This window comes from Lysinibacillus sp. FSL K6-0057, from assembly GCF_038630885.1.
In the GTDB taxonomy this organism is placed as follows: domain Bacteria; phylum Bacillota; class Bacilli; order Bacillales_A; family Planococcaceae; genus Lysinibacillus; species Lysinibacillus fusiformis_F.
In genome coordinates, this window is sequence record NZ_CP152047.1 from 1,070,152 (window position 1) to 1,096,150 (window position 25,999).

General features: G+C 37.5%; 21 protein-coding genes. 14 read left to right on the forward strand and 7 right to left on the reverse strand.

Features of this window, described 5'->3' with window-relative positions:
• Position 1: 1 nt before the first annotated feature.
• From MHB40_RS04980 to opp4C, 9 genes are all read left to right on the forward strand, one after another.
• Positions 2–775, forward strand: coding sequence for a dihydroorotate dehydrogenase electron transfer subunit (locus MHB40_RS04980; RefSeq protein WP_205441879.1), 774 nt, complete (start codon positions 2–4; stop codon positions 773–775).
• Positions 772–1,683, forward strand: a complete 912-nt coding sequence (locus MHB40_RS04985) for a dihydroorotate dehydrogenase (protein WP_131521611.1) — start codon at positions 772–774, stop codon at positions 1,681–1,683. Before MHB40_RS04980 ends, MHB40_RS04985 begins: the two co-directional genes overlap by 4 nt.
• A complete protein-coding gene (gene pyrF / locus MHB40_RS04990) occupies positions 1,683–2,387 on the forward strand; it encodes an orotidine-5'-phosphate decarboxylase (protein WP_205441880.1) in 705 nt (234 codons plus the stop codon). Before MHB40_RS04985 ends, pyrF begins: the two co-directional genes overlap by 1 nt.
• Before the next feature lie 3 nt (positions 2,388–2,390).
• The gene (gene pyrE / locus MHB40_RS04995) at positions 2,391–3,020 is read left to right on the forward strand and encodes an orotate phosphoribosyltransferase (protein WP_016994265.1); all 630 of its coding nucleotides are present in this window, start codon (positions 2,391–2,393) and stop codon (positions 3,018–3,020) included.
• Positions 3,021–3,900: 880 nt separating this feature from the next.
• Positions 3,901–4,896, forward strand: a complete 996-nt coding sequence (locus MHB40_RS05000) for an ABC transporter ATP-binding protein (protein ID WP_342442661.1) — start codon at positions 3,901–3,903, stop codon at positions 4,894–4,896.
• A 4-nt stretch (positions 4,897–4,900) separates the two neighbouring features.
• Positions 4,901–5,890: an oligopeptide/dipeptide ABC transporter ATP-binding protein gene (locus MHB40_RS05005; RefSeq protein ID WP_205441882.1), complete on the forward strand. Its 990-nt coding sequence runs from the start codon at positions 4,901–4,903 to the stop codon at positions 5,888–5,890.
• 58 nt (positions 5,891–5,948) lie between these two features.
• Positions 5,949–7,682, forward strand: coding sequence for an oligopeptide ABC transporter substrate-binding protein (gene opp4A, locus MHB40_RS05010; protein ID WP_342442662.1), 1,734 nt, complete (start codon positions 5,949–5,951; stop codon positions 7,680–7,682).
• 81 nt (positions 7,683–7,763) lie between these two features.
• Complete coding sequence (gene opp4B / locus MHB40_RS05015) at positions 7,764–8,729, forward strand: oligopeptide ABC transporter permease (protein WP_205441884.1); 966 nt, start codon at positions 7,764–7,766, stop codon at positions 8,727–8,729.
• Positions 8,730–8,741: 12 nt separating this feature from the next.
• Positions 8,742–9,650, forward strand: a complete 909-nt coding sequence (gene opp4C / locus MHB40_RS05020; protein WP_205441885.1) for an oligopeptide ABC transporter permease — start codon at positions 8,742–8,744, stop codon at positions 9,648–9,650.
• Between the two features lie 556 nt (positions 9,651–10,206).
• On the opposite strand, the gene MHB40_RS05025 is transcribed toward opp4C, so the two are convergent.
• The 7 genes from MHB40_RS05025 to MHB40_RS05055 form a co-directional block, all read right to left on the reverse strand.
• The gene (locus MHB40_RS05025; RefSeq protein WP_205441886.1) at positions 10,207–11,133 is read right to left on the reverse strand and encodes an ATP-binding cassette domain-containing protein; all 927 of its coding nucleotides are present in this window, start codon (positions 11,131–11,133) and stop codon (positions 10,207–10,209) included.
• On the reverse strand, positions 11,126–12,181 hold the full coding sequence (locus MHB40_RS05030) for an ABC transporter ATP-binding protein (RefSeq protein ID WP_205441888.1): 1,056 nt from the start codon (positions 12,179–12,181) through the stop codon (positions 11,126–11,128). Before MHB40_RS05030 ends, MHB40_RS05025 begins: the two co-directional genes overlap by 8 nt.
• A 13-nt stretch (positions 12,182–12,194) precedes the next feature.
• Positions 12,195–13,115: an ABC transporter permease gene (locus tag MHB40_RS05035; protein WP_243456036.1), complete on the reverse strand. Its 921-nt coding sequence runs from the start codon at positions 13,113–13,115 to the stop codon at positions 12,195–12,197.
• Positions 13,115–14,044, reverse strand: coding sequence for an ABC transporter permease (locus MHB40_RS05040; RefSeq protein ID WP_205441889.1), 930 nt, complete (start codon positions 14,042–14,044; stop codon positions 13,115–13,117). Before MHB40_RS05040 ends, MHB40_RS05035 begins: the two co-directional genes overlap by 1 nt.
• A 132-nt stretch (positions 14,045–14,176) precedes the next feature.
• The gene (locus MHB40_RS05045; protein WP_342442663.1) at positions 14,177–15,844 is read right to left on the reverse strand and encodes a peptide ABC transporter substrate-binding protein; all 1,668 of its coding nucleotides are present in this window, start codon (positions 15,842–15,844) and stop codon (positions 14,177–14,179) included.
• Positions 15,845–16,754: 910 nt separating this feature from the next.
• Positions 16,755–18,440 (reverse strand): HAMP domain-containing methyl-accepting chemotaxis protein, encoded by a 1,686-nt coding sequence (locus tag MHB40_RS05050; protein WP_205441891.1) that lies wholly within the window; start codon positions 18,438–18,440, stop codon positions 16,755–16,757.
• A 253-nt stretch (positions 18,441–18,693) separates the two neighbouring features.
• On the reverse strand, positions 18,694–20,391 hold the full coding sequence (locus tag MHB40_RS05055; protein WP_342442666.1) for an NFACT RNA binding domain-containing protein: 1,698 nt from the start codon (positions 20,389–20,391) through the stop codon (positions 18,694–18,696).
• Positions 20,392–20,652: 261 nt separating this feature from the next.
• Between MHB40_RS05055 and MHB40_RS05060 the strand changes: the two genes are divergently transcribed.
• The 5 genes from MHB40_RS05060 (at position 20,653) to priA (ending at position 25,964) form a co-directional block, all read left to right on the forward strand.
• Positions 20,653–21,528: a YicC/YloC family endoribonuclease gene (locus MHB40_RS05060; RefSeq protein ID WP_342442667.1), complete on the forward strand. Its 876-nt coding sequence runs from the start codon at positions 20,653–20,655 to the stop codon at positions 21,526–21,528.
• 43 nt (positions 21,529–21,571) lie between these two features.
• On the forward strand, positions 21,572–22,189 hold the full coding sequence (gmk, locus tag MHB40_RS05065; protein WP_205441893.1) for a guanylate kinase: 618 nt from the start codon (positions 21,572–21,574) through the stop codon (positions 22,187–22,189).
• 4 nt (positions 22,190–22,193) lie between these two features.
• Positions 22,194–22,421, forward strand: coding sequence for a DNA-directed RNA polymerase subunit omega (gene rpoZ, locus MHB40_RS05070; RefSeq protein ID WP_205441894.1), 228 nt, complete (start codon positions 22,194–22,196; stop codon positions 22,419–22,421).
• Between the two features lie 130 nt (positions 22,422–22,551).
• Entirely contained in the window at positions 22,552–23,556 is a 1,005-nt protein-coding gene (gene coaBC, locus MHB40_RS05075; protein ID WP_342442668.1) for a bifunctional phosphopantothenoylcysteine decarboxylase/phosphopantothenate--cysteine ligase CoaBC, read from the forward strand.
• Positions 23,553–25,964, forward strand: coding sequence for a primosomal protein N' (priA, locus tag MHB40_RS05080; RefSeq protein ID WP_342442669.1), 2,412 nt, complete (start codon positions 23,553–23,555; stop codon positions 25,962–25,964). The genes coaBC and priA overlap by 4 nt, the downstream gene beginning before the upstream one ends.
• Positions 25,965–25,999: the final 35 nt, after the last annotated feature.

Below are 25,999 nucleotides of genomic sequence, written 5' to 3' on the forward strand. Positions count from 1 at the left end.
TATGATACGTCAAGAGAAAATGACGGTCGTCTCTCAAAAGCAAATTGCGACAAACATTTTCGAACTGACACTTCATGGTGAACTGGTTCAGGAGATGACTCCTGGCCAGTTTGTCCATGTAAAGGTGTCAGATTCACTGGAGCCGCTTTTACGTCGACCAATTAGTATTGCAAATATTGATAAAGACAACAACGAGTTCACAATGATCTATCGTGCTGAGGGGCGTGGTACGAAAGTGCTGGCGACGAATCGAGAAGGTCAGCAGGTCAATGTGCTTGGGCCAATTGGGAATGGTTTCCCAGTAGATGCAGTACAAGAGGGAGGTACAGCACTACTAGTTGGTGGTGGTATTGGTGTACCACCATTACATGAGCTAGCCAAACAATTGAATGCTCGTGGTGTGAAAACAATCCATGTTTTAGGCTTCCAAACAGAGGATGTCTGCTTTTATGAGGATGAATTTAGTGCACTTGGTGAAACGCATTATGTGACGGTGGACGGCTCGAAAGGTACAAAAGGCTTTGTGACAACTGTCTTAGAGTCGCATGCACCAGCGTTTGATGTTTTTTATTCCTGTGGTCCATTACCAATGTTAAGAGCATTAGAAGGCTTTTATCCTGAAAAAGAAGGCTATTTATCATTTGAAGAGCGTATGGGCTGTGGTATTGGAGCTTGCTTTGCATGCGTATGTAAAACAACTGATCAAGTTGAAAAAGACTATGTTAAAGTATGTTCTGATGGTCCAGTTTTCCCGAAAGGAACGGTGGCACTATGAGTCGTTTAACAATTCAAATACCAGGCTTAGATTTAAAAAACCCTATTATGCCAGCTTCAGGTTGCTTTGGCTTTGGTCGTGAATATGCACAGCTTTATGATTTGTCAAAACTAGGTGCTATCATGATTAAGGCAACAACGGTCGAAACTCGTGCAGGTAACCCAACGCCACGTGTTGCCGAAACAGCTGCGGGGATGTTAAATGCCATTGGTCTACAAAATCCAGGCATTGAAAAAGTGATGAATGAGGAATTAAAATTTTTAGAGGATTATGATGTACCTATCATCGCGAATGTCGCTGGAACAGAGACGGCAGACTATGTGGAAGTAGCACGCCGTATTTCAGCAGCACCGAATGTCAAAGCATTGGAGCTAAATATTTCTTGTCCAAACGTGAAATGTGGTGGTATTCAATTTGGAACAGATCCTGCTACAGCACGCGAGCTTGTCAAGGCTGTCAAGGCTGTGTCAGAAGTGCCAGTCTATGTGAAGCTATCACCAAACGTTACGAACATCGTTGATATTGCCTTAGCTGTTGAAGCAGGTGGAGCAGATGGGATTACGATGATTAATACATTGGTTGGTATGCGTTTAGATGAGCGTACAGGCAAGCCAGTCATTGCTAATGGCACAGGTGGACTGTCTGGGCCAGCTGTAAAACCTGTAGCAATACGAATGGTTTATGAGGTGTACAAGGCTGTCAATATTCCGATAATTGGTATGGGCGGTGTAACGGAAGCACAGGATGTCATTGATTTTATGTCCGCAGGTGCTTCAGCTGTAGCAGTAGGAACTGCTAACTTTGTTGACCATTTCGTCTGTCCAAACATCATTGAAGAGTTACCAGCAAAGCTGGATGCATTAGGTGTAGAACATATAACAGAGATTATTGGAAGGAGCCATCGTTGATGAATACGAAACCTATACTAGCTCTAGATTTTCCAGGAGAAAAAGAAGTATTCGATTTTCTTAAAAAGTTCAATGAGCCTCTTTTCGTGAAAATTGGTATGGAATTATATATGCAAGAAGGACCTGATATCGTTCGTAAAGTAAAGGATTTAGGTCATGATATTTTCCTTGATTTAAAATTACATGATATCCCAAATACAGTAGGCTCTGCTATGAAGGGTCTAGCAAAATTGGGCGTAGATTTAGTCAATGTCCATGCTGCAGGCGGACGTCCTATGATGGAAGCCGCTCTAGAAGGACTTGAAGCGGGAACACCTGCAGGCAAAGAACGTCCTGCACTAATAGCTGTTACACAATTAACATCCACAACAGAAGAACAAATGCAAGCAGAGCAAAAAATTGCTCTTTCTTTGCAAGCGTCTGTTCTGCACTATGCAGGTCTGACAAAGCAAGCTGGCTTACAAGGTGTTGTTTGCTCTGTGCATGAGGCAAAGGCGATTGCAGAGGCGTGTGGAGATGAGTTTCTACGTGTAACACCTGGAATTCGACTAGCAGGTGGTGCTGCACACGATCAAAAACGTATTGCAACACCTGATGGGGCAAAACGTGATGGTTCATCACTCATCGTTGTGGGACGTGCTGTAACTGGTGCACAGGATCCAGTAGCAGCGTATAAAATCGTAAGTGAATTATGGGAGGCATAAATTATGACATTACAAAATGAAATTGCACACGCTATGTTAAAAGTAGGAGCTGTAGAATTAAATCCAACAGAGCTATTTACATGGGCATCTGGTATTAAATCACCTATATACTGTGACACACGTTTAACAATTTCCGATCCAGTTATTCGTAAACAATTAGCAAATGGTTTAGCTTCTGTCATCAAAGAGAACTTCGGTGCGACAGAAATTGTAGCAGGAACAGCTACAGCAGGTATTCCACATGCAGCATGGGTAAGTGATATTTTAGAATTACCAATGGTTTATGTACGCTCTAAAGCGAAGGAGCATGGCCGTGGCAATCAAATTGAAGGAAAATACGCAGCAGGACAAAAAGTAGTGGTTGTGGAGGATATCGTCTCTACAGGTGGATCTTCCATTACAGCAGTAGAAGCATTGCGTGCAGCTGGCTGTGAAGTATTAGGAGTAGTTTGTGTCTACACATATAACCTTCCACGCGCTGAGCAAGCGTTTGATGAGGCTGGCATTCAATATGTATCGTTAACAAATTTTGATTATCTAATTGAAGCAGCAAATGAATCAGGTGCTATCAAAGAAGAAGATATTCCATTCTTAAAAGAGTGGCATGGCAAGTTAAAAGCTGGAGAGCTATAATCAGTAATCTTGCAAAAGTAGTAGTAAAACATAGAGTTACTGGAATATAAAAGAGAGTAAATGCATAGAAACAACTATCGATATTTTTGTTGATAGTTGTTTTTTTGTGTTTATTCGACGTGATTAGAAGGAAATTAACGATGTTAACTTTGAAGAGAAGTATGGCATATAGATTAAAGGAATTGTAAAAATAATTTGTTTTTTTAATGTAATATAATACACTTCATTCATTTAGTACTTTAGTAAATAAAATTATTCATTAATAATAATTCGGAAAATTTAGTATCATTCTATGAACTAGATAAACTATTAAAATCCTTTTATAATCATGTTTTCCAAATAAAAGTAAATTTCGGCGTAGAATGAATGGATCAATTAAGTGGGTTATCGTTATTTTAATAAAATAAAAAAATGATACTTTAGGCAAATAAAGTTAAAAATGAACAAATATTCAGTGTGATGAATTTTAAAGTATCTAATTTGAAATGCCATAGTTGTATGGCTTGATTTATTTGGAATATTATAAGAATTGTAAAAATTCACTTGATTAAATGTATTATTTCCAGATAAAATAGCATTACGCCTAATTGTCAGAATATTATATACTGATCCAGTTACTTTTACATTTGGAAAAAAGGGTCAATTTTATGTGATGGAGACTTCTCTTTAAAATTTGATATTTTTTTTAGCTAATATAATTTTGAAATAAGTTTAACATCGTTTGATTTCATTTTTCGGAATATTGAATCTTACAAAGAAATCCAAAAGCTAATTTCTTTTTACATCTTTTACTTTAAGAATACATTTTAGACATATGTTTCTGTTGCTTACATAAAGGATGTAGTGATTTTTAGTAAAAAAATTAAAGGTGTGATATTAAATGAGCTTAATGTTAGAAGTGAAAAACCTTAAAACTGGTTTTGATATAGATGGGGAGATTTATCATGCTGTTGATGATGTTTCTTTTTCAGTCAAATCTGGTCAAATTATTGGGGTAGTCGGTGAATCTGGATGTGGAAAAAGTGTCATGTCACTTTCAGTTATGCAGCTTCTTCCAAAAGGGATTGGCAAAATTACAGGCGGAGAAATTAGGTTTGAAGGCAAAAACATAGAAAATTATTCTAGTGATGACATGAATAAGATTAGAGGAAAAGATATCAGTATGATTTTCCAAGAACCCATGACATCTTTAAATCCCGTTTTTACAATAGGTTCACAAATACAAGAGATTATCTTAAATCACTCTAAAATGTCAAAGGCAGAGGCTAAAAGTAAAGCAATTGACTTATTAAAACAAGTCGGTATACCGAGAGCTGATCAAATTGTAGATGAGTATCCACACCAATTATCTGGTGGTATGAGACAAAGGGTTATGATTGCCATTGCCATTGCTTGTCAACCTAAACTATTAATTGCAGATGAGCCAACTACGGCACTTGATGTGACAGTACAAGCTCAAATCTTAGATTTATTAAAGACAATTCAAGCAAAGAATGATATGTCCATTGTGCTTATTACACATGATTTAGGTGTCGTAGCCGAAATGTGTGATGAAGTAATCATTATGTACGCAGGAAAAATTGTAGAACGAACAAATGTAGATAATTTGTTCCACAACCCTCAGCACCCTTATACAAAGCTATTAATGGCTTCTATACCAAGAATCGATGAAGAAGTTGAAAAATTAACGACCATTCAGGGGATTGTACCTTCGTTAAAAAATATGCCTCAAATAGGTTGCCGGTTTGTTGATAGATGTCCTTCAGCTATGCCTGATTGTAGAAATGTTACGCCGCAACTTTCCTTTATAGATCAGGGACATGAGGTATCGTGTTTACTTTATGAGAGTTGTGATACTAGAAAGGGTGTGAGCTGACAGCATGAATGAAACAATCGTAAAACAAGAAAAGGAAAACCTATTAGAAATTATAGATTTGAAGACATATTACCCAATTAAAGGTGGTTTTTTAAGGCATACTGTCGGTCATGTAAAAGCAGTGGATAACATTTCTTTTACCATTAAAAATGGTGAGACATTAGGGCTAGTGGGGGAATCTGGTTGTGGAAAATCTACAACTGGACGTACAATTTTAAGATTATTAGACTCAACAGATGGAAAAATTATCTTTGGCGGTAAAGATATTACAAACCTGAGAGGGAGATCTTTAAGGGATATACGAAAAGATATTCAAATGGTATTTCAGGATCCATACGCCTCATTAAATCCGATGCAAATGGTTGGGAGTATTGTTGCAGAGCCCATTATGAATTTCAGCAACAAATCATTGAAATCATTAAAAGGCGAGGTAATGGAACTATTAAGAAAAGTAGGCTTACCTGAAGATGCCTATTATAAATATGCGCATGAGTTCTCAGGTGGTCAGCGTCAGCGTATTGGCATTGCTCGGGCACTTGCACTTAGACCAAAGCTCATTATAGCAGACGAGCCTGTTTCAGCCTTAGATGTATCTGTACAATCACAAGTTCTTAATCTATTAAAAGAACTTCAGGATGAGTTTGATTTAACATTCTTGTTTATCGCGCATGATTTAAGTGTGGTCAAGCATATGAGCGATCGAATCGGTGTGATGTATCTAGGAAATATTGTAGAGATAGCCGATAAGGAACATATTTATGATGAGCCGTTGCATCCTTATACACAAGCTTTAATCTCTGCAATACCAGTGCCAGATCCGAGAAAGAAAAATAGTCGTATTGTTTTAGAGGGAGATATACCAAGTCCTGCTAATCCACCAACAGGCTGTCCATTCCATCCAAGATGTCCAAAGGCAATGGCAGAATGTTCATTAACGAAGCCTGCTTTAAAGGAGGTGAAGTCAGGGCATAGTGTTGCTTGCCATTTATATTAAAAAACTAAAAACGGAAAATAGTTAGTTATTGACAAAATAAAATTACGGGGGGAAAAAAATGAAAAAATCAGCATTATGGTCATTTATGCTCTTGCTAGTTATGGCATTATTTTTAGCCGCATGTAATACTGACTCGACAACAACAGAGAAGGAAAATGAAAAGGATACAAGCGGGGATACAACGACAACAACGGATGAACCTTCTACAGAGGGTGGCATCGTAACATTTGGTACAGATACGGCACCTGAGGGCGTATATGATCCAGCTTATTCAGGTAGTATTGTAGATAGCTATATTCAAAATTTCACAACAGATGGTGTTTATGATGTAAATGATAATTTAGAATATGTTCCTAACTTAGCTTCTTGGGAAATTAGTGAAGATAAATTAACGTATACATTTACATTCCAAAAAGGTGTAAAGTGGCATAATGGTGAGGAATTAACAGGTGATGACTGGGTATTTGCATTAGAGACTCTAGCAGATCCTGATTATGCTGGACCTCGTTTTAATTATGCAGAAGGAATTAAAGGAGCAAAAGCTAAAAAAGAAGGTAAAGCTGATAAAATTGAAGGTATTGAAGTTGTAGATCCATATACAGTAAAAATCACTTTTGAACAAGTGAAAATTAATAATTTAGAACAACTTTGGCAATATCCAATGCCGAAGAAGCACTATGAAGGTATTGCGGTAAAAGATTTAGAGGAATCTAAACAGGTTCGTGAAAATCCTGTAGGCTTAGGGCCATTTAAAGTGAAAAAAGTTGTAGATGGAGAGTATTCTGAATTAGAGCGTTTTGATGATTACTGGAAGGGCAAACCACAGCTTGATGGCGTTATTGTAAAAGTAATCGACCCATCATTAGCAACTGGTGCGTTCCAAAACGGAGAAATTGACATTATGGATATTAGACCACAATCCGTAAAAGAGTTAGAAGCATTAGGCAATGTACGTATTGAAGAAACTAATGGTGTGGGCTATTCATACATCGGACTTCGTTTTGGCCACCGTGATAAAGCGGCGTTAAAAAATGTGGCAGATTTTGATAAATTTAATGCAAAAGAATTACGTCAAGCATTATTATATGCAATTAACCGTCCAGCAATGATCGATGCTTTCTTAGAAGGAAAAGCAACAGTTGCCAATACTGTGATTCCAACTACTTTCTGGACTGCTGCGCCAGAGGCAGAATTAAATCAATATGAATTCAACCTAGAGAAAGCTAAAGAGCTATTAGCATCTGCTGGCTATGTAGATAAAGATGGCGATGGTTTCGTAGAAGATCCGAAAGGTCAGCCATTTAAAATTTCATTTGGTCACTATGCAGGTTCAGCAGCATTTGAAGGTCGTGCCCAAGCAATTGTTCAATCTTGGAATGATATTGGTGTAAAAACAGAATTAGCTACAGGTAGTTTAATTGAGTTTAACTTATATAATGATATGAAAGACAATGATGATGCAGCATTAGAAGCGTTCTTCGGTGCGTGGAGTATGGGTTCTGATCCAGATCCATCAGGATTATGGGGGAATAACGCAGAGTGGAACTATGGTCGTTGGGTAGATCCGAAAAACCAAGAATTATTAGATAAAGGCTTAAGTGAAGAAGCGTTTGACAAAGACAAACGTATGGCAACATATGTTGAATGGCAAAAATACTTCAACGAAGAATTACCTGCACTTCCTTTATGGGAAAACCTAGATTTATATGGTATAAATAATCGTTTACAAGGTGTTCATGTCAACGCTGTTGGCTTCCAAACGGATGTTTATAAATGGCATATTAAAGAATAAGCTATCGTGTAATTTAATTCTGCTAACTAAGTCCTTGTAAAGAGGGCTTAGTTAGTAAATTTATAGATAAGGAGATGTTACATGCTTCAATATACACTTCGACGACTACTTGGCATGATCCCATTGTTACTCCTTATTTCGTTAGTGGTATTCTTTTTAGCAAAAATGATGCCAGGAGATGCATTTGCGGGTGAAATTGATCCTTCTAATACGAATCCACAATACATCGAAGAAATGAGAGAAAAATTAGGCTATAACGATCCTATTATCCAGCAATATGGCAGATGGATTGTTAATTTTATACAAGGGGATTTTGGTAAATCAACTGTTTATAAAAAACCAGCGGTAGAGATTATTGCACAGCGCATACCTAATACCATATTTTTAGCTCTAACATCGTTAATTTTCACCTACATATTTGCATTTATTATGGGCATGTATGCTGGTAGAAAACCTTATACACTTGGGGACAATTTGATTGCAACTTACAATTACCTAGCTTTAGCCATTCCGTCATTTGTAGCGGGAATTGTAGCCATTTACTTTTTCTCGTTCAAGTTAGGTTGGTTCCCATTTAACGGTTCGGTGGGCGTTGGGTTAGAGCCAGGAAATTTTGAGTACTATCTAAGTAGATTCCACCATGTTTTACTACCTGCGCTTATATTAGGATTGATGGGAACAGCATCCTATACACAATTTTTGCGAAATGACATTATTGAAAATAGTAGAAAAGACTTTGTAAGAACTGCGAGAGCAAAGGGAACAAAAGAATCGAAAATTTACAACAAACATATTTTACGAAATTCTATTATTCCTCTTATTACGTTCCTTGGTTTTGATATCGCCACATTAATCAGTGGTGCGGTAATAACAGAAACTATCTTTACGTATCCTGGAATAGGTGCTCTCTTCCTAGAATCTGTGGGAAGAAGGGATTATGCAGTCATGATGTCGATCACAATGTTACTTTCGTTTTTAACACTTTTTGGGAATTTAGTAGCGGATTTATTATATGGTGTAGTAGATCCACGTATTAGATTGGATTAAGGAGGGGGAAATATGACATTGGTAACGGATCAAAAAGTATTAACGCCAAAATCGCCAAGGAAAAGCCCCTCGCCATGGGTAATTGCGAGACGAAAGTTCTTTAAAAATAAACTGGCCTTGATTAGTCTTGTATTTCTACTAACAGTTATTATCTTATCGTTTCTAGCTCCATATATCACAACCAAAGATATTGTCCGAGTTGATTTTATGCAAATAAGTAAACCACCATCTAGTGAAAATTGGCTAGGAACAGATACAAATGGACGAGATGTGTTTACAAGAATGCTTTATGCTGGTAGATCCTCCTTAACTGTAGGATTAAGCTGTATGTTCTTTATTGTTATAATTGGAACTACAGTCGGTGCCATTTCGGGGTACTTTGGCGGAAAAGTAGATCAAATACTAATGAGATTTACAGATTTTATCTTAATGTTTCCGTTTATGATTTTTGTCATTGTTTTAAACCAAATTCTAATTGGAAAAGTATCTGGTCTATGGACTTTGATTTTTGTTATCTCACTGTTAATGTGGGGATCTGTTGCAAGGATTGTACGAAGTAGGGTGCTTGCTGAAAAGGAAAATGAGTATATATTAGCAGCTCAATCAATAGGCTGTAAATCCTCAAAGATTATTATCAAGCATTTACTACCTAATGTTGCTTCGACGATTATTGTACAAGCAACATTGCTGATGGCCGTAACAATCGTCGCTGAATCTGGTTTAAGCTTTTTAGGATTGGGTGTACCAGCAGATACGCCTAGTTGGGGGAATATGCTATCCGAAGCTAGAAACTCAGAGGTATTAAAGGAGAAGCTTTGGATGTGGGTACCTCCTGCGACAGCTATTACGCTAGTAATTTTGTCGATTAACTTTATTGGAGAAGGATTAAAAGATGCGTTAAATCCAAAATCAAGAAGGTAATCATAAATTGAATATTAAATAAGTGACAAGAAAATAGGGCACCTTTAAATGTAAAAATCATTGCATTTAAAGGTGCCGAATTTTATAAAGGATGATAGTTTAATGCATAGTAGTCCTTACAGACCCAGAAATATTGTTTTTGAGAGCGAATAAACAGCATATAGCTTGTCTTTTATCAATTATGGTCTAATCACACAAGGCTTTGGACTATGACATGGACCTGGATAGGCAGATGCAGTGGTTGAACCAATACTAATTAATAATATTGTAAAACAACACGTAGCAAGAAGAAGTTTCATACTTTTTTTCATTTGAATACACCCCTTTATTCATATTAACTATATCTTAATATATTCCCTGATTTTTTAAAATATAATTTACAAAAATGGTATTTATTAACTACTTATTTCATGTAAAATAAAGGAGAAGGGAATTATAGTTCATTGAAAGACAGTGAAATTATTTAGGTTTACACTAATGGGGATATGGGTAATAAAGAAATAAACTAAAAAAACTCCCATCACAGTAGTTAAACTGTCGACAGGAGTTATAATTTTTATCGATTAGCAATCCAAGTTTTTACTAGATCAGCAGTACCGTAAACATAATGCTGATCACCTACTTCATGGTAAGATGCACTTTCGTCAACCTCTGTATGCTTGTACTGAATACGTTGACGGCGCTTCTCTGACATTGGATCAGGAAGTGGGATAGCTGATAGTAAAGATTTTGTATATGGATGAACAGGGTGATTGTAGATATCATCTGCTTTACCGATTTCCATGATTTTACCGCGGTACATTACAGCAATACGGTCACTGATGTATTTTACCATAGATAAGTCATGGGCAATGAAAAGATATGTTAAGCCACGTTCTTTTTGTAGTTGTTTTAGTAAGTTAACAACTTGTGCTTGGATGGATACGTCAAGTGCAGAGATAGGCTCATCGGCAATGATAAACTTAGGATCTAAGCTTAGTGCACGGGCAATCCCAATACGTTGACGTTGACCACCAGAGAATTCGTGTGCGTAACGATTCGCGTGCTCTTTGTTTAAACCAACAGCTTCAAGTAACTCTTGGATTTTCGCACGACGTTCTTTTTTATCCTTGTAAAGGCCATGGATATCAAAGGCTTCACCAATGATCTCGCCAGCTGTCATACGAGGGTTTAAAGAAGCGTAAGGATCTTGGAAAATCATTTGCATTTGACGGTTAAATTTCTTTAACTCATTTTTAGATTTTTTTCCATGGACATTTTCACCATCGAAAACAATCTCGCCACCTGTAATATCATATAATCGAATGATTGAACGACCAGTAGTTGACTTACCACAACCTGATTCACCCACAAGACCAAGTGTTTCACCTTCGTAAACGTCGAAGCTGATACCATCTACAGCTTTGATAGGATTACTTGGCGAACCAAAATGCTGCTGTAAATTTTTGATTTCAAGAATTTTTTTCGCACCAGTTTTAGTCATTTTCTTGTGCCTCCTTTGCTAAATACCCTTCAATACGTTTAGCAACCGCATCTGGAAGAGGAATCTTTGGTGCATCAGGATGCAACAACCAAGTTTTTGCAAAATGTGTTTCACTTACTTGGAACATTGGTGGCTCTTGTTCATAATCAATCGCCATAGCATACTCGTTACGAGCTGCAAATGCATCACCTTTAGGTGGATTCGTAAGATCTGGTGGTGAGCCTGGAATCGTACGTAATAGCTCATCAGTATCATTATCTAAATCTGGCATTGAACCAAGTAGACCCCATGTGTAAGGATGCTTTGGATTATAGAAAATATCATTCACAGTACCATATTCTACGATTTGGCCAGCGTACATTACTGCTACACGGTCAGCGATATTCGCTACTACACCTAAATCGTGTGTAATGAAAATGATAGATGTTTTCGAGTTTTTCTGAATTTCTTTCATTAATTCTAAAATTTGCGCTTGAATTGTTACGTCTAGAGCTGTTGTCGGCTCATCGGCAATTAATAGCTTAGGATCAGCTGCAAGGGCAATGGCAATTACAACACGTTGACGCATACCACCTGAAAATTCATGTGGGTATTGGTTATAACGTTTCTCAGGGAAGGGAATACCTACCTGTGTTAAAAGCTCAATGGCACGTTTTTTGGCATCGTTTTTAGAAACCTTTTTGTGTTGCAAAATTACTTCAGTTATTTGACGTCCGACCTTCATTGTTGGATTCAAACTTGTCATTGGATCTTGGAAAATCATTGCAATTTCATTTCCGCGTACTTTAGACATTTCTTTATCAGTTAATGGAACTAAATCACGGCCATTGAATAAAATTTGTCCTGACTCATAAATACCAGGTGGCTGGGGAATTAGTTTCATTAACGCATTACTCGTAACACTTTTACCAGAACCAGATTCACCTACTATAGCGAGTGTTTCACCCTCCTTTAAATCAAAGTTAACACCACGTACAGCATGTACAAGTCCTGCATAAGTTTTAAAGTTAATTTTTAAATCTTTTACTTCTAGAATTGTTTTACTCATTTCGGCCACCTCCTTATTTACGTAGTTTTGGATCTAGAGCATCACGTAAGCCGTCACCAACTGCGTTAAACGCAAAGATTGTTAGTGAGATAAATACCGCAGGGAAAATCAAGCGCCATGGAGCATTGGCAATGGCTTTATTACCATCAGAGGCCATTGTACCCCAAGAAGCTGTTGGAGCAGGAACCCCAAGACCAAGGTAACTTAGGAATGATTCAGTGAAAATAGCAGATGGAATTGTTAAAGTCATCGTTACTAAGATTGCACCAAGAGCATTCGGAACTAAGTGTTTAATAATTAAATGACTTGTACTAGCACCTAATGTACGAGCAGCAAGAACATATTCTTGATTTTTGATAGATAATACTTCACCGCGAACGATACGTGCCATGTTAATCCATCCAGTGATGGATAGGGCAACAATCATAGGAATTAAACCAGGTTGCATAACAACTAAAAGTACAATTACAACTAAAAGGTAAGGTACAGCTGTTAAAACGTCAGCAATACGCATCATGATGTTATCAACGCGACCGCCTGCTAAGCCTGAAATACTTCCCCAAATAACACCGATAATTAAGTCAATAATCGCTGCTGCAATTCCGATAAATAGGGAAATACGAGCTCCTTCCCATATACGAACGAAGATATCACGACCAAGGTCATCCGTCCCAAACCAAAATTGTGCAGATGGTGGTGAGTTGTAAACACCTAGCTGATCACTTGCTTTATACTGAGAAAACATTGGTACGAATGTAGCCATTAAAATAACAATGATTAAAATGATTACCCCAATGATGGCTAATTTGTTATGAGAGAAACGGAGAAATACTTCTTTCCAAAAGGAGACTGATTTGTCAGCTAATTTTTCCGTTGCTTCATGATTACCACCAACAATTTTAAACTTATCTTTTTCAATTTGTTGCTGTGTCATTATTTTTTCGCTCCTTTCAGTTTAATACGCGGATCAATCACACTATATAGAATATCAACGATTAATACCGCAAATAAAAGGATGATGGAAAAGAACACTGTCGTACCCATAATGACTGTATAGTCACGGTTTGTAATACTTTGGACGAAGTGTTTACCAAGTCCAGGAATAGCGAAAATTTGCTCAACAATGAAACTACCTGTTACAACACCAGCTGTTAATGGACCAAGATAAGTTACGACTGGTAGAAGGGCATTTCGTAATGTATGTCGGAATACAATTGTCCATCTTCCAATACCTTTAGCGCGAGCCATTTTAACATAATCACTATTGTTTTGCTCAAGCATACTTGAACGTGTTAATTTTGCGATAAAGCCCATATGAGTTAAAGCGATTGCAAGGGCAGGCAGTATACTATACTGAAAGCCTTTCCATCCACTAATAGGGAACCAGCCTAGTTTAAAGGCTAAGAAATACTGCATTAAACCCGCTAAGATAAATGAAGGTACTGATATAAATAGCACCGCAAAGGACGTTGCCAAATAATCCGGGAACTTATTATGATATAGCGCGGAAACTACGCCAATTAAAATACCGAATCCAATTGCTAATAGCATAGCTTCAATCCCTAATGTTAAAGAAACAGGGAAACTTTCAGAAATCATATCATTTGTAGAACGCGCTTTATATTTCATTGACTCACCGAAATTGAAAGTGGCCGTATCGATTAAATAATCTTTATATTGAATATACCAAGGGTTATTTAATCCATACGTTTCGTTTAACTTCTCCTCAATTTGAGGTGGGAAATTACGTTCACTCGCGAAAGGACTACCAGGAGCGAGACGCATTAAGAAAAACGTAACCGTTACGATGACGAAAAGCGCGAGAAGTATATACATCAGCCTTTTCAAAATATATTTAATCACATAAAACTCCTCCTTCTATTTGTCAATTTTCAGACAAATATATGCCTTCGTATTTTAAAAAGAGCTGACTCGCGCCGAAGTGGCTACGAGGCAGCTCTTCGCTGTAGAGCTAAATAAGCGAATTATTGTTGATTATTTCTCTACTTTAACCTCTTTAAGAGAGATGTTACCAAGGATGTCTGCCTTCATGTCTTTCACATAATCTTGTACTACAGAAAGGTTCGTGTAGTAGTAAATTGGAACAACTGGGAACTCAGAAACAGCAATTGATTCAGCTTGTTTTAAAAGCTCAAGGCGCTTCGCTGGATCTGCTTCTGTATTAGATTGATCTAATAATTTTTTGTATTCTGCATTTTCCCAACCTGTATCATTGTTACCGTTTGCAGCAGTGTCATACATTTCTAAGAATGTATAAGCATCGTTGTAGTCACCAACCCAGCCCATACGGCCAACTTGGTAATCTAATTGGTTAAGTTTTTCTAAATAAACTTGCCATTCAGAGTTATCTAGACTTACAGTGATACCAAGGTTTTTAGTCCAGCCCTCTTGAACGTATTGTGCGATAGCAGCGTGTGCTTCACTTGTGTTGTAAGAAAGGTTAATTTTTACATCTGCTGGGTTTGTAATACCAAGTTCTTTCATACCTGCTTCAAGTGCTGCTTTAGCACCTTCGATATCGTTATCTTTGTAGTAACCACGGTCTTCTTCAAAGCCGTGAACAGCAGTAGGAACCATACCTAATGCAGGTTTTTGCTCACCTTTAGTAATGTTGTCAATTAAACCTTGACGATCAAGTGCTAATGCTAACGCTTTACGGATGTTAGCGTTTCCAGTGATTTTATCTTTTGTATTTAGCTTGTACCAGTAAACAGAAGCTTGGTCATTGATATTTAATGTACCATCAGCTTTAAATCCATCGATAGCATCAAGTGCTACAGTTTGGAAAGGTGCTCCAAGGTAATCAATTTCGCCACCTTTGAACATTGTTACTGCTGTTGCTTCAGATTCAACCATACCGATATTAACTGTGTCTAAAGCCACTTTATCAGCATCCCAGTATTCTGGGTTTTTCTTTAATACGATTGTATCGTTGTGTCTCCACTCATCTAATACGAATGGTCCGTTTGTTACAAAGTTTTCACCAGCATCTGTATACCACTCATCATTACCTTCAACTACTTTTTGGTTTAATGGTGCATATGTTTTGAATGCTGTTAATTCTAAGAAGTAAGGTGTTGGGTTTTCTAAAGTTACTACTAATGTTTTCTCATCTTCAGCTTTAACGCCTACATCATCAGCAGAACCTTCACCATTGTTGTATGCTGCAGCACCTTTAATTGAGTAAAGGATTGAAGCATATTCAGAAAGATTGTCTGGGTTTAATGCCCATTTCCAAGCGTATTCGAAGTCACTAGCTACTACTGGATCTCCGTTTGACCATTTTGCATCACGTAATTTGAACGTGTAAGTTTTTAGGTCTTCGCTAACTTCCCAGCTCTCAGCCGCAGCTGCAACTGGACGAGCGTCTGCATCAAGTGTTGTTAATCCTTCAAAAGTATTTGTAAGAATAACACCAGAAGTTGTATCTGTTGCTAATGCAGGATGAAGTGATGGTGGCTCAGAAGCTACTACTACGTTTAATTCGCCACCTGATGAAGTTGTTTCTTCTGAAGAACCAGAATCTTTTCCTTCGTCTTTTGGTTTGCTAGACGAATCTCCTCCACCAAAGCCACATGCAGCAAGTACTAAAGAAAATACTGCAAGAACTGTTAGTAATAAAAACTTTTTGTTTTTATTCATGTGAATCCCCCTTATACAATTTTTAAGCCTTTTGTGAAGCTCCTATTTAATATACCAAAAAAATCATTGTGTACAAAATAAAAAAGATTCGAATTTATATAGTATTATCTGACATTTAGGAGAATAATAAATTTTTCCGATTTATCACGCTAAAGAGACGAAGTGCATATATATTAAAAATTTGATATTTACATATTCTGAATATCAAAAATAAAGTAAAAATAAAAAAATGATTTACTATACGGAAAATTCCTATTTTTTTGATAATATTATCGATATTTGAAAAATGAATCAAAAGTCATGGATGTAATACCTTGAGGAATTTGTATAGATTTGTAGAAAATCTATGTAAAACTCAGTGAATTAGTTTCTTTTACAGGTAATTTCTTGTAAATTATGATCGCGAAACATGATTATTTTTATCTATTAATGATATATAAGAAACTTGTTTTGTATTTTTCTAGGATTATCCAATTGTGGGGAAGGAAAAGAAAAAAATGAGCATTTGTATGAAAAAAGGTACCCATACTAAGAAAAAAATGGATTTAGCGACAAGCTAGTTTACGAGATTAAGTTTTTTTGAAATAATTTTAGAACGAATTGTGTATACATGCATATATGCAACTCTATTCTGTTTTATTCATCAATCAAATTTTAAAAGTATTGCTTTATTATAACCAATATTTTTCCAGGTGGAGCCATATTAATAATATTGTTTTTTTGAGGATGTCATTTGTCTTACTGTAGAGGATTGATTATGCAAATAATTACTAAAAATCTGTTTATTAACCTAATGAAAACGTTATCAATAGCTATCCAGAAGGATATTCTTCCACTTTTTAAGTGGTACTACATGAAAAAAATATAAAAAACAGTGCATTCACGTATATAAAATGCACTGTTTTTTTATTTAAAGTTTAAATTGATTGATTTGATTCTGTAAATCTAAGGACTTTTCGCTTAGATCTGCTGCAACTTGATTTACTTGTTGCACTGTTATAGACTGCTCTCTAGTTGCTGAAGCTACAATTTTTGTATTATCCGCGCTAGTTGAAGCACCATGAGCAATTTCTGCAACAGAGGCGGCAACTTGTTCTGCGCTAGCTGAAATTTCTTCAGAGGTAGCTGATATATCTTCTATTTGATCTGTCATCGTATTAATCGCTTTGACAATTCCTTCAAAGGCTTGTCCTGCATGTCCGATGATTTTTACGCCCTCTGTAACAGAGTGAAGGCCATCAAAAACAGCTTTTTCAACATTGTGTGTATCTTGTTGTATATCCAACGTTAAGGCAACGATTTGGTTGGCTGATTGTTTGGATTCCTCAGCTAACTTACGGACCTCGTCTGCTACAACCGCAAATCCTTTACCATGCTCACCAGCTCTAGCTGCTTCAATAGCTGCATTGAGTGCCAATAAATTCGTTTGATCGGTAATGGCTGTAATGACAGCTGTGATTTGACTAATTTCATCTGATTGCTTACTCAATTTTTGGACAAGGTTATTAATCATTTGTGTTGACTCATGGATCACATTCATTTGTTGCTGAGCTTCTTCTACTGTCACATTACCATTTGTCGCTAATTCAGAAGTTGTTATAGCATTCTGATGCAGTTGTTGAGTTGCTTCTGCTATACGTTGAACACCTACAGCCGTTTCATCCATTGCGTGTGCGCTTTCGTTAGCTGCACTTGTAGCTGCTACTGCAGCGTCAGCTGTTTCATTAATCCGAATTGTTATTTCGTCAGCAGTGGCAGTAATTTCTTCAGTTGAGGCAGAAAGTTCCTCTACAGAAGCTGTTAAGTGCTCTGCATTGTCCTGTATATGCGTTAATAAATTTTTCAGATTTCCCTTCATGGCATTAAAAGCTGCTGAAAGCTGACCAATTTCATCTTTTGAATGATGGGTAATATCTGGATGAATTAATTCACCATTAGCTACATGGTTTGCTGCCAGAACGACAGATTTTAAAGGGCGTGAGATTGTCCGTTGTATATAGAAAATAAGGAAAATACCTAGAGCGATACCAATAATGATCGCAATTATGGAAATAATTTGAGAATTAAACACGGCCTGTTTAGATTCTTTTGTCACAATGTCTAGTTGTTCCTTTTGATAGCTTCCAATTTTATCGGATACATCTTGTATACCTTTATTCGCTTGTTGCACGTCACCATTCACCTTTTGCAAAGCACCTTCTAGATTACCAGCTTCAAATAGAGCTATTGCTTCAGTTGCTGCCTTGTTAAAAGTATCATTATGAATTTTTAATTCCTGTGCATATGTTTCCATTTCAGCTGAATTCGATTTTTCTATGATTTCTTCTACATGTGTGTCGAGCATATTTGCATATTTTGAGAAACTCTCTTTGTTAGCAGGTTTGTCTTCGATGATGATGGCACGAATGAAAAGACCTTGCATGGCCATTTCAAATTGAATATCATCTGCTAATTCTACAAGGGCAACATGTCCTTCTAAAGCATTTTCAATCTTTTTTTCAATGTTTGAAAATAACAGGAACATAATAAACAATGAAATGATTAGTGTGAGAATAATTGCAAAGAAACCAAAGCTTAATTTTTTACCTACAGACATAGAGATACGCCCTTTCCTAAATGCTCTACAAAAATTTTTATACTTTAATTTAGCGTTTCAGAGTAGTAGAAGTCAATATTCGGTGAAGGAAACAGTGCAGATTATTCATATGTTTTTATAATGTTATTATAATAAGGAAGATTGTCTGTAAAAATCAATCAAGATAAGGCTGTTTTCATCGTTTTATAGTACGGATTACGTGTTCTCGCTATAAAAAAGAAGAAACCGATACAATTTGTATCGATTTCTTCCTTTATGACTGTTTCTTTAACTGTAAAATGACTGCCTCATCAGGGTCAATATACAGTGTCTTTTGTTCAAAATAGATGACGAAACCAGGTTTGGCTCCATTTGGCTTTTTGACCTGTCGTATTTCGGTATAATCCACAGGCACAGAAGAGGATTCTCTGGCCTTAGAAAAATAGGCGGCTAGTGTGGCAGCTTCTCGCAATGTCGTTTCATCTGGCTCACTTGAATGAATGACAACATGAGATCCAGGGATATCCTTTGTGTGTAACCAAATATCAGTCCGTTTTGCTAGTTTAAATGTCAGCATGTCATTTTGCTTATTGTTTTTTCCAACAGAAATTGTAACACCTGTGGAAGAAACATAGCGTTCTGGTTCAGGTTTCACTTGCTTTTTCTTTTTCTTCGCATGACGTAGTTTTAAGTAACCTTGCTCTGCTAGCTCTTCACGAATTTCCTCAATATCACCAGGAGAAGCCTGTTGAACTTGCTGTGCTAGCATTTCGAAGTAGGCAATTTCTTCTGTCGTTTTTTCTAGCTGCTCTTGAACCATAACCAAGGCATTCTTTGCTTTTGTATATTTTGTGTAATAGCTTTGGGCATTTTCAATCGGTGTTTTACGTTCGCTTACGGGAATCGTTAGCTCTTCGCCAGTTTCACTATAGTAATTTGTAACGGTTACTTCCTTGACTCCTTTTTCAAAGACATAAATATTCGCCATTAATAGCTCACCGTATAGCTGGAATTGATCGAGCTTAGATGCACGCTCATAGTCTTTGGTTAGCTTTTTTGTTTTTAAAGCTAGTTTATCAATTTCATTTTGTAGCCAACGCTCTAAATCTCCAGCTTGTTGTTTCACACGATCTCGCTCTGCACGTGCAAAGAATACACGATCAAGAAGCTCATGGACATTGGGATAAATTGTTATATCTCCTCCATGCAAGTGCGTTAACTCGATTGGGGAGAAGTACGTTTTATGATTGAAGAGTACGTACATAGGCTTCAACCCACCGTTCGCGAAGGAGGTCATAAAATCCTTGAAGCATGCTAGCGTATTTGATGTTGTCTTCATTCGATACAATAATTCTTCCGCGTGAAGAGGTGAAAAACCAGCTAACTGTTGTACTACCTCTTTGAAGGTTTTTGCTTCAGCGAAAAATGTTGTTAGCTCTTCATCTGTCGCTGTTAAAGGATTCCACTTATTTTGTACAGGAGGCGCAATATAAGGTTGACCTGGTAACACGGTACGGAAGCTATTGACTGAAGGAGGTAGATGTTTTAAGCTGTCAATAATTTTTCCCTGCTCTTGATCAATCAACAGTAGATTACTATGTCTACCCATAATTTCAGCATGTATTTCCCTTACAATCGGATCACCAATTTCATTTTTACTTTCAATTTCTACTATTATAATGCGATCAAAATCACGCTGTTTTATAGAAGCAATAAAACCGCCCTCTATATGTTTCCGCAAAAGCATACAAAACATTGGGGGCTCAGCTGGATTTTCAATCGTATGCTCAGTTAGGTGAACGCGTGCATAAGAAGAGTGGATAGAAAACAGTAATTTATGATTCTTTCCGTTAGCACGGACATGTAATATAACTTCTTGTGCATTGGGTTGATGTATTTTTGTAATCCGACCAGTGACCAGCTGTTGTAGGTCGGCAGTTATTGAATAAGTAAATAAGCCATCAAATGCCATATGAATTCCTCTTTCCAACGATAGCAAGCATCTTGGTACTTTCCTATTTTTTTCTTGTTGCATTTGCATTCACTCTTTTCAAGCTTCTGCTAATACACGTTTTGTATGTTTATCATAGCATTTTTTAGGTGAATATTAAAATATAGCTTCAGTTGTGGTAGAATTAGCTTTTACTTTATCCAAATTTTTTTGGAGAGTCGTCATAATCGACAAAGCTTATGTTATAATAATTCCAGTATGCAAAGAAAGGTGTGACGAACCTTGGTGCGTAGTATGACTGGTTTTGGCAGAGGTGTCACAACAACTAGAGACTTTCAATTAACCGTGGAAATGCGCTCGGTCAACCATCGATTTTTAGAAATTAACGCAAAATTTCCGAAAGAATGGCTTGAAGCAGAAATTTTTGCAAAGAAACTAATTTCTCAAGCTTTGTCACGCGGCAAAATTGATGTGATGGTATATGTGAAGGACTTAGAGAACGTAGAGCAATCTATTGAGATTAATTGGTCATTAATTGAAGCGTATCGTAAGGCAAAAGAGCAGTTAGCAAGTAAAGTACCACTTGAAGAAAAATGGACGATGCAAGAGCTTTTATCGTTAGAGCAAGCACTTGTACAGCAAAAACCACAGCTTACACCAGAGGATTTGCTCAGTGCTGTTGAACAAGCGATATCACAAGCGATTGCACAGCTCGTACAAATGCGTGAGCGTGAAGGGCAAGAATTGCAAGAAGTTGTTGTACAATATAAAGAACAGTTGATAGAGCAAGTAAATCAGATTCGTTTGTGTTCCTCTCTTGCTGTTGAAAAATATCGTACACGATTAATAGAGCGAATTACTGAAATTGCAAATGGCACTTTGCTAGAAGATCGTTTACTAGCGGAAGTAGCGATTTTTGCAGAACGAGTAGACATCTCCGAAGAATTAGACAGATTAGATAGTCACTTCAACCAACTGGAGGAAACATTACTTGAAACGATTTCTGTTGGACGTAAATTAGACTTTTTAATGCAGGAAATACATCGCGAGATCAATACGATTGGTTCGAAAAATCAATCTACAGAAGCAGCAGTAGCTGTTGTTCAGGCGAAAACAATTTTAGAAAAGATGCGTGAGCAAGTGCAAAACATCGAATAACTTGCACGTGTCTGTTATAAATTAAGGGAGATATAGAGAATAAATGATAAAAGAACGTGGATTATTAATTGTTCTGTCTGGCCCATCTGGTGTAGGTAAAGGGACAGTGCGAAAAGAATTATTTTCTCAGCCGAATACGAATTATGAGTATTCCATCTCGATGACAACACGAAATCCTCGCGAAGGTGAAGTAGATGGTGTAGACTATTTTTTCAAGACACGTGATGAATTTGAAGCGTTAATTGAACAAGGCGGCTTATTAGAGCACGCTGAATTTGTCGGTAACTATTATGGAACACCACTAGCTTATGTAAATGAAACACTAGATGCAGGTCGTGATGTATTTTTAGAAATCGAAGTGCAGGGTGCGGCACAAATTCGTAAAAAAGCACCAGATGCCTTATTTATTTTCTTAGCCCCTCCAAGTTTAACGGAATTAAAAGATCGTTTAGTTGGACGTGGGACAGAAACTGAAGATATCATTGCCAAACGCATTGCTACTGCAAGTGAAGAACTTGAAATGATGAGCTTGTATGATTATGTTGTGGAGAATGATGAAGTGACGAATGCCTGTGATCGTATAAATGCGATTATAAAAGCCGAGCATTGTCGTAGAGAACGTGTTGAAAAAAGATATTTGTCAATGTTGAGAGGAGAATAAAACAATGTTATACCCATCAGTAGACGCCTTAAAAAAAGAAATCGATTCAAAATATTCATTAGTGAGCCTTGCTTCTAAACGTGCTCGCCAAATGCAAGAAGAGCAAGACACAGAACGCTTACACAAATATGTTTCCTATAAATATGTAGGGAAAGCACTTGAAGAAGTAGCGGCAGGTGTACTTACGAAAGTATCACAGGATGAGTCAGCTGTGTACGAGGACGAAATCTAACATCATGTAAAGTGCTTTGCTTTACATGCATGCTAGTCTAGTTAGCAGTAGATTTTGATTATACAGAATGCCGAAAGCTCCCAGGGAATCCTTCTTTGGGAGCTTATCATTTGAAAGGACGACACCTAGCATGAATAAAAATATTTTACTATGTGTTTCAGGCGGAATTGCTGTATATAAGGCTGTTGCGCTCGTTAGCAAGCTTTCACAGGCAGGGGCCAACGTAAAAGTCATCATGACGGCCTCTGCTAGACAGTTTGTGAATCCATTAAGTTTTCAAGTGATGTCCAAAAATGATGTTTATTTTGACACATTTGATGAAAAAGATTCAAGTGTGATTGCTCATATAGACTTAGCAGACTGGGCCGATTTAATTTTAGTGGCGCCCGCTACGGCAAATATGATTGGCAAAATGGCCAATGGTATCGCAGATGATATGGTTACAACAACCTTGCTTGCTACGACAGCACCTGTATGGATTGCACCAGCTATGAATGTACACATGTACGATCATCCAGCAGTAAAACGTAATTTGGATAGGCTATCAGCTGATGGTTACAAATTTATTGAGCCTTCAGAGGGGTTTTTAGCATGTGGCTATGTCGGGAAGGGACGTCTAGAGGAGCCTGAAAAAATTACTGCACTTGTTCAAGATTTTTTTTCAGGAAAAACAAAACCATTAACAGGTAAAACCGTATTAGTGACAGCAGGTGCCCTGCATATACCGTTGGATGAGCTGCATATGATCTGCCCACAGGCAAATGGATCTATAGGACGAGCTTTAGCGCATGAGGCAAGGTTGCTTGGCGCACATGTAATTGAAATAGAAAATAGCAATTTGTTTGATGTTATTCAACAACTTGAAGCCTATAAAATCCAATATCCCCAAGCATTATTGATCCATGCAGCAAATGTGCCGACGATCGAGGAAGCGCCGATCATTTCTGTAGAAGGAATAAAAGCGATCACTTTTGGACAAAGAGTGCAAGGCACACCAATGCTTAACATATTTTCTGAGAGATGGATTGATTTTAGTGAAAAAGCGCAGCTAAACGGACAATTTTTGGCTACAATTAACCCACAACTTTTTGCTCAGACATTATGGGCTTATATTATAAAGGGTGAGGAGCAATGAGCTTTTTGATAGCAGAGGTCATTGTAGATGTCTCTACTTACCATGTAGACCGTCCATTTGACTATCAAGTACCTGTAGAATGGATTAGTGTCATAGAATTAGGATGTCGTGTTAAAGTACCATTTGGTCCAAGAAATGTCTTAGGTTTTATCGTTGGATTAAAAAAAGAAACGGATGTCCCGCTGAATAAACTAAAAGCAATCACTCAAATTTTAGATATGGAGCCAGTCCTGACAGAAGAGATGCTGCAAATGGCGAAGTGGTTGAAGAACGATACGATTTGTTATGAAATAGATGCCTTGCAAGTGATGTTACCATCTGCACTTCGGGCCAAGTATGAAAAAATGGTTAAGCTACAGCAGGGTCAACAACTGCCACTAGAGGTACAGGCTATATTCGGTAAGCGTCAACAAGCTAATTTTAAAGAATTTGAACGAGCTGGTTTACTTCCTTTATTAAAAGAATTGGTTGCAGACAATATTGTTACCATTGAAAATGTTGTAAAGCAACAAGGGAATGTCAAGGAAATTCGGATGGTTCAAATTACAAAAGACCTGCAACTTGTTGAACAGGCTTTGGAACTGTCATCTAGGGCAGTTAAACAACGTCTATTACTGCAATGGATGTGTCAACATCTAGGAGAAATATCAACACCTCAGCAAATTTGTGAGGAAGCCGGTGTCTCCTTATCGGTATTAGAGGCAGTGATTGACAAAGGAGCTGCTCATTTTATACAAGAAGAAGTGTTTCGTGATCCGTTTACAAAGGATGTATCACGTACAGATGCTTTACCGTTAACAGATGAGCAGCAAGTTGCGCTACAAGCTATTTCTACAGCTATGGAGCAACAGCAAGCGCAAACCTTTTTGTTACACGGTGTAACAGGGAGCGGTAAGACGGAGGTTTATTTACAGACCATCCAACAGGTGCTAGATGATGGGAAAGAAGCTATTATGCTCGTACCTGAAATCTCTTTGACACCTCAAATGACTGAGCGATTCCGCAGCCGCTTTGGGGAGATGGTTGCTGTTATGCATAGTGGTTTATCTGTTGGTGAGAAATATGATGAGTGGCGCAGAATCCAACAAGGCAAAGTGAAAGTAGTGGTTGGTGCTCGTTCCGCTATTTTTGCCCCCTTTAGAAATATTGGCCTTATTATTTTGGATGAAGAACACGAATCAACATATAAACAAGAAGATTCTCCACGTTACCATGCAAGGGATGTCGCCATTTGGCGTAGTGCGTTTTACAAATGTCCTATTATTTTAGGCAGTGCAACACCAGCGTTAGAGTCATTTGCAAGAGCCAAAAAGGGAGTGTATACGCTACTCTCATTAAAATACCGTGCTTTACATCAGGCTTTGCCGACTGTTTTTATAGCAGATATGCGTGAAGAGCTGAGACAAGGTAATCGTTCGATGTTTTCTCAATCACTAATTGAAGCGATCCGTTTAAGACTTGAGAAAAATGAGCAAATGGTGCTGTTTTTAAATCGTCGTGGCTATTCATCATTTGTACTCTGTCGAGATTGTGGGACAGTCGTCCAATGTCCAAATTGTGATATTTCCTTAACCTATCATCGAACAACTGAAAAATTGAAATGTCATTATTGTGGTTACGAGGAACATGTTCCTCAAATATGTCCGCAATGTCAAAGTGATCATATTCGTTATTTTGGTACAGGTACACAAAAAGTGGAAGAAGAGCTGTATAAGTTGTTCCCAGAGGCAAGAGTGTTACGTATGGATGTAGATACTACAAAGCATAAAGGGGCACATGAAGAGATATTGGAGACATTTGGAGCGGGTCAAGCAGATATTTTACTTGGGACTCAAATGATTGCAAAAGGTCTTGATTTTCCTAATATTACGCTAGTCGGTGTACTGAGTGCCGACACATCCTTGCATTTACCTGATTATCGGGCAGCAGAGCGTACATTTCAGCTATTAACACAGGTAAGTGGAAGGGCTGGGCGACATGATAAACCAGGGGAAGTCATCATCCAGACGTATACACCTGAGCATTATGCAATTGAATTGGCTAAAACGCAGGATTATGAACCATTTTATGAGCGAGAGATGTTTTTACGACGACGTTCCAACTATCCACCCTATTATTTTGTAGCTCTTATTCAAGTATCTCATGAAGATGTTATGATGGCTGCTGAATATGCAGGTCGAGTGGCAGATTGGTTGCGAGGAAACTTATCGAATCAAGTAGCCATTATAGGACCAACAACTGCGAGTATTGCTCGTCTCCAAAATAGATATCGTTATCAATGTTTGATAAAATATAAAATTGAACCAAATCTAATTTCCGTGTTACAACGCCTACTTGCCATGTATAGAGCAGAGTGGATTAAACAAGGAATATTAATGACGGTAGATTTAGATCCGTCTACTATATAGTTAGCGTGAAATAATAGCATGATCATTTAAAAATT

Excerpts from the sequence above, each read along its gene's own strand:
- pyrF (WP_205441880.1), top strand. The coding sequence starts at position 1,683 with ATGAATACGAAACCTATACTAGCTCTAGATTTTCCAGGAGAAAAAGAA.
- gmk (WP_205441893.1), top strand. The coding sequence starts at position 21,572 with ATGATAAAAGAACGTGGATTATTAATTGTTCTGTCTGGCCCATCTGGT.
- MHB40_RS05000 (WP_342442661.1), top strand. The coding sequence starts at position 3,901 with ATGAGCTTAATGTTAGAAGTGAAAAACCTTAAAACTGGTTTTGATATA.
- MHB40_RS05045 (WP_342442663.1), bottom strand. The coding sequence starts at position 15,844 with ATGAATAAAAACAAAAAGTTTTTATTACTAACAGTTCTTGCAGTATTT.
- MHB40_RS05035 (WP_243456036.1), bottom strand. The coding sequence starts at position 13,115 with ATGACACAGCAACAAATTGAAAAAGATAAGTTTAAAATTGTTGGTGGT.
- opp4A (WP_342442662.1), top strand. The coding sequence starts at position 5,949 with ATGAAAAAATCAGCATTATGGTCATTTATGCTCTTGCTAGTTATGGCA.
- MHB40_RS05005 (WP_205441882.1), top strand. The coding sequence starts at position 4,901 with ATGAATGAAACAATCGTAAAACAAGAAAAGGAAAACCTATTAGAAATT.
- MHB40_RS05055 (WP_342442666.1), bottom strand. The coding sequence starts at position 20,391 with ATGGCATTTGATGGCTTATTTACTTATTCAATAACTGCCGACCTACAA.
- rpoZ (WP_205441894.1), top strand. The coding sequence starts at position 22,194 with ATGTTATACCCATCAGTAGACGCCTTAAAAAAAGAAATCGATTCAAAA.
- MHB40_RS04985 (WP_131521611.1), top strand. The coding sequence starts at position 772 with ATGAGTCGTTTAACAATTCAAATACCAGGCTTAGATTTAAAAAACCCT.
- priA (WP_342442669.1), top strand. The coding sequence starts at position 23,553 with ATGAGCTTTTTGATAGCAGAGGTCATTGTAGATGTCTCTACTTACCAT.
- opp4B (WP_205441884.1), top strand. The coding sequence starts at position 7,764 with ATGCTTCAATATACACTTCGACGACTACTTGGCATGATCCCATTGTTA.
- MHB40_RS05030 (WP_205441888.1), bottom strand. The coding sequence starts at position 12,181 with ATGAGTAAAACAATTCTAGAAGTAAAAGATTTAAAAATTAACTTTAAA.
- MHB40_RS04980 (WP_205441879.1), top strand. The coding sequence starts at position 2 with ATGATACGTCAAGAGAAAATGACGGTCGTCTCTCAAAAGCAAATTGCG.
- coaBC (WP_342442668.1), top strand. The coding sequence starts at position 22,552 with ATGAATAAAAATATTTTACTATGTGTTTCAGGCGGAATTGCTGTATAT.
- MHB40_RS05025 (WP_205441886.1), bottom strand. The coding sequence starts at position 11,133 with ATGACTAAAACTGGTGCGAAAAAAATTCTTGAAATCAAAAATTTACAG.
- pyrE (WP_016994265.1), top strand. The coding sequence starts at position 2,391 with ATGACATTACAAAATGAAATTGCACACGCTATGTTAAAAGTAGGAGCT.
- opp4C (WP_205441885.1), top strand. The coding sequence starts at position 8,742 with ATGACATTGGTAACGGATCAAAAAGTATTAACGCCAAAATCGCCAAGG.
- MHB40_RS05050 (WP_205441891.1), bottom strand. The coding sequence starts at position 18,440 with ATGTCTGTAGGTAAAAAATTAAGCTTTGGTTTCTTTGCAATTATTCTC.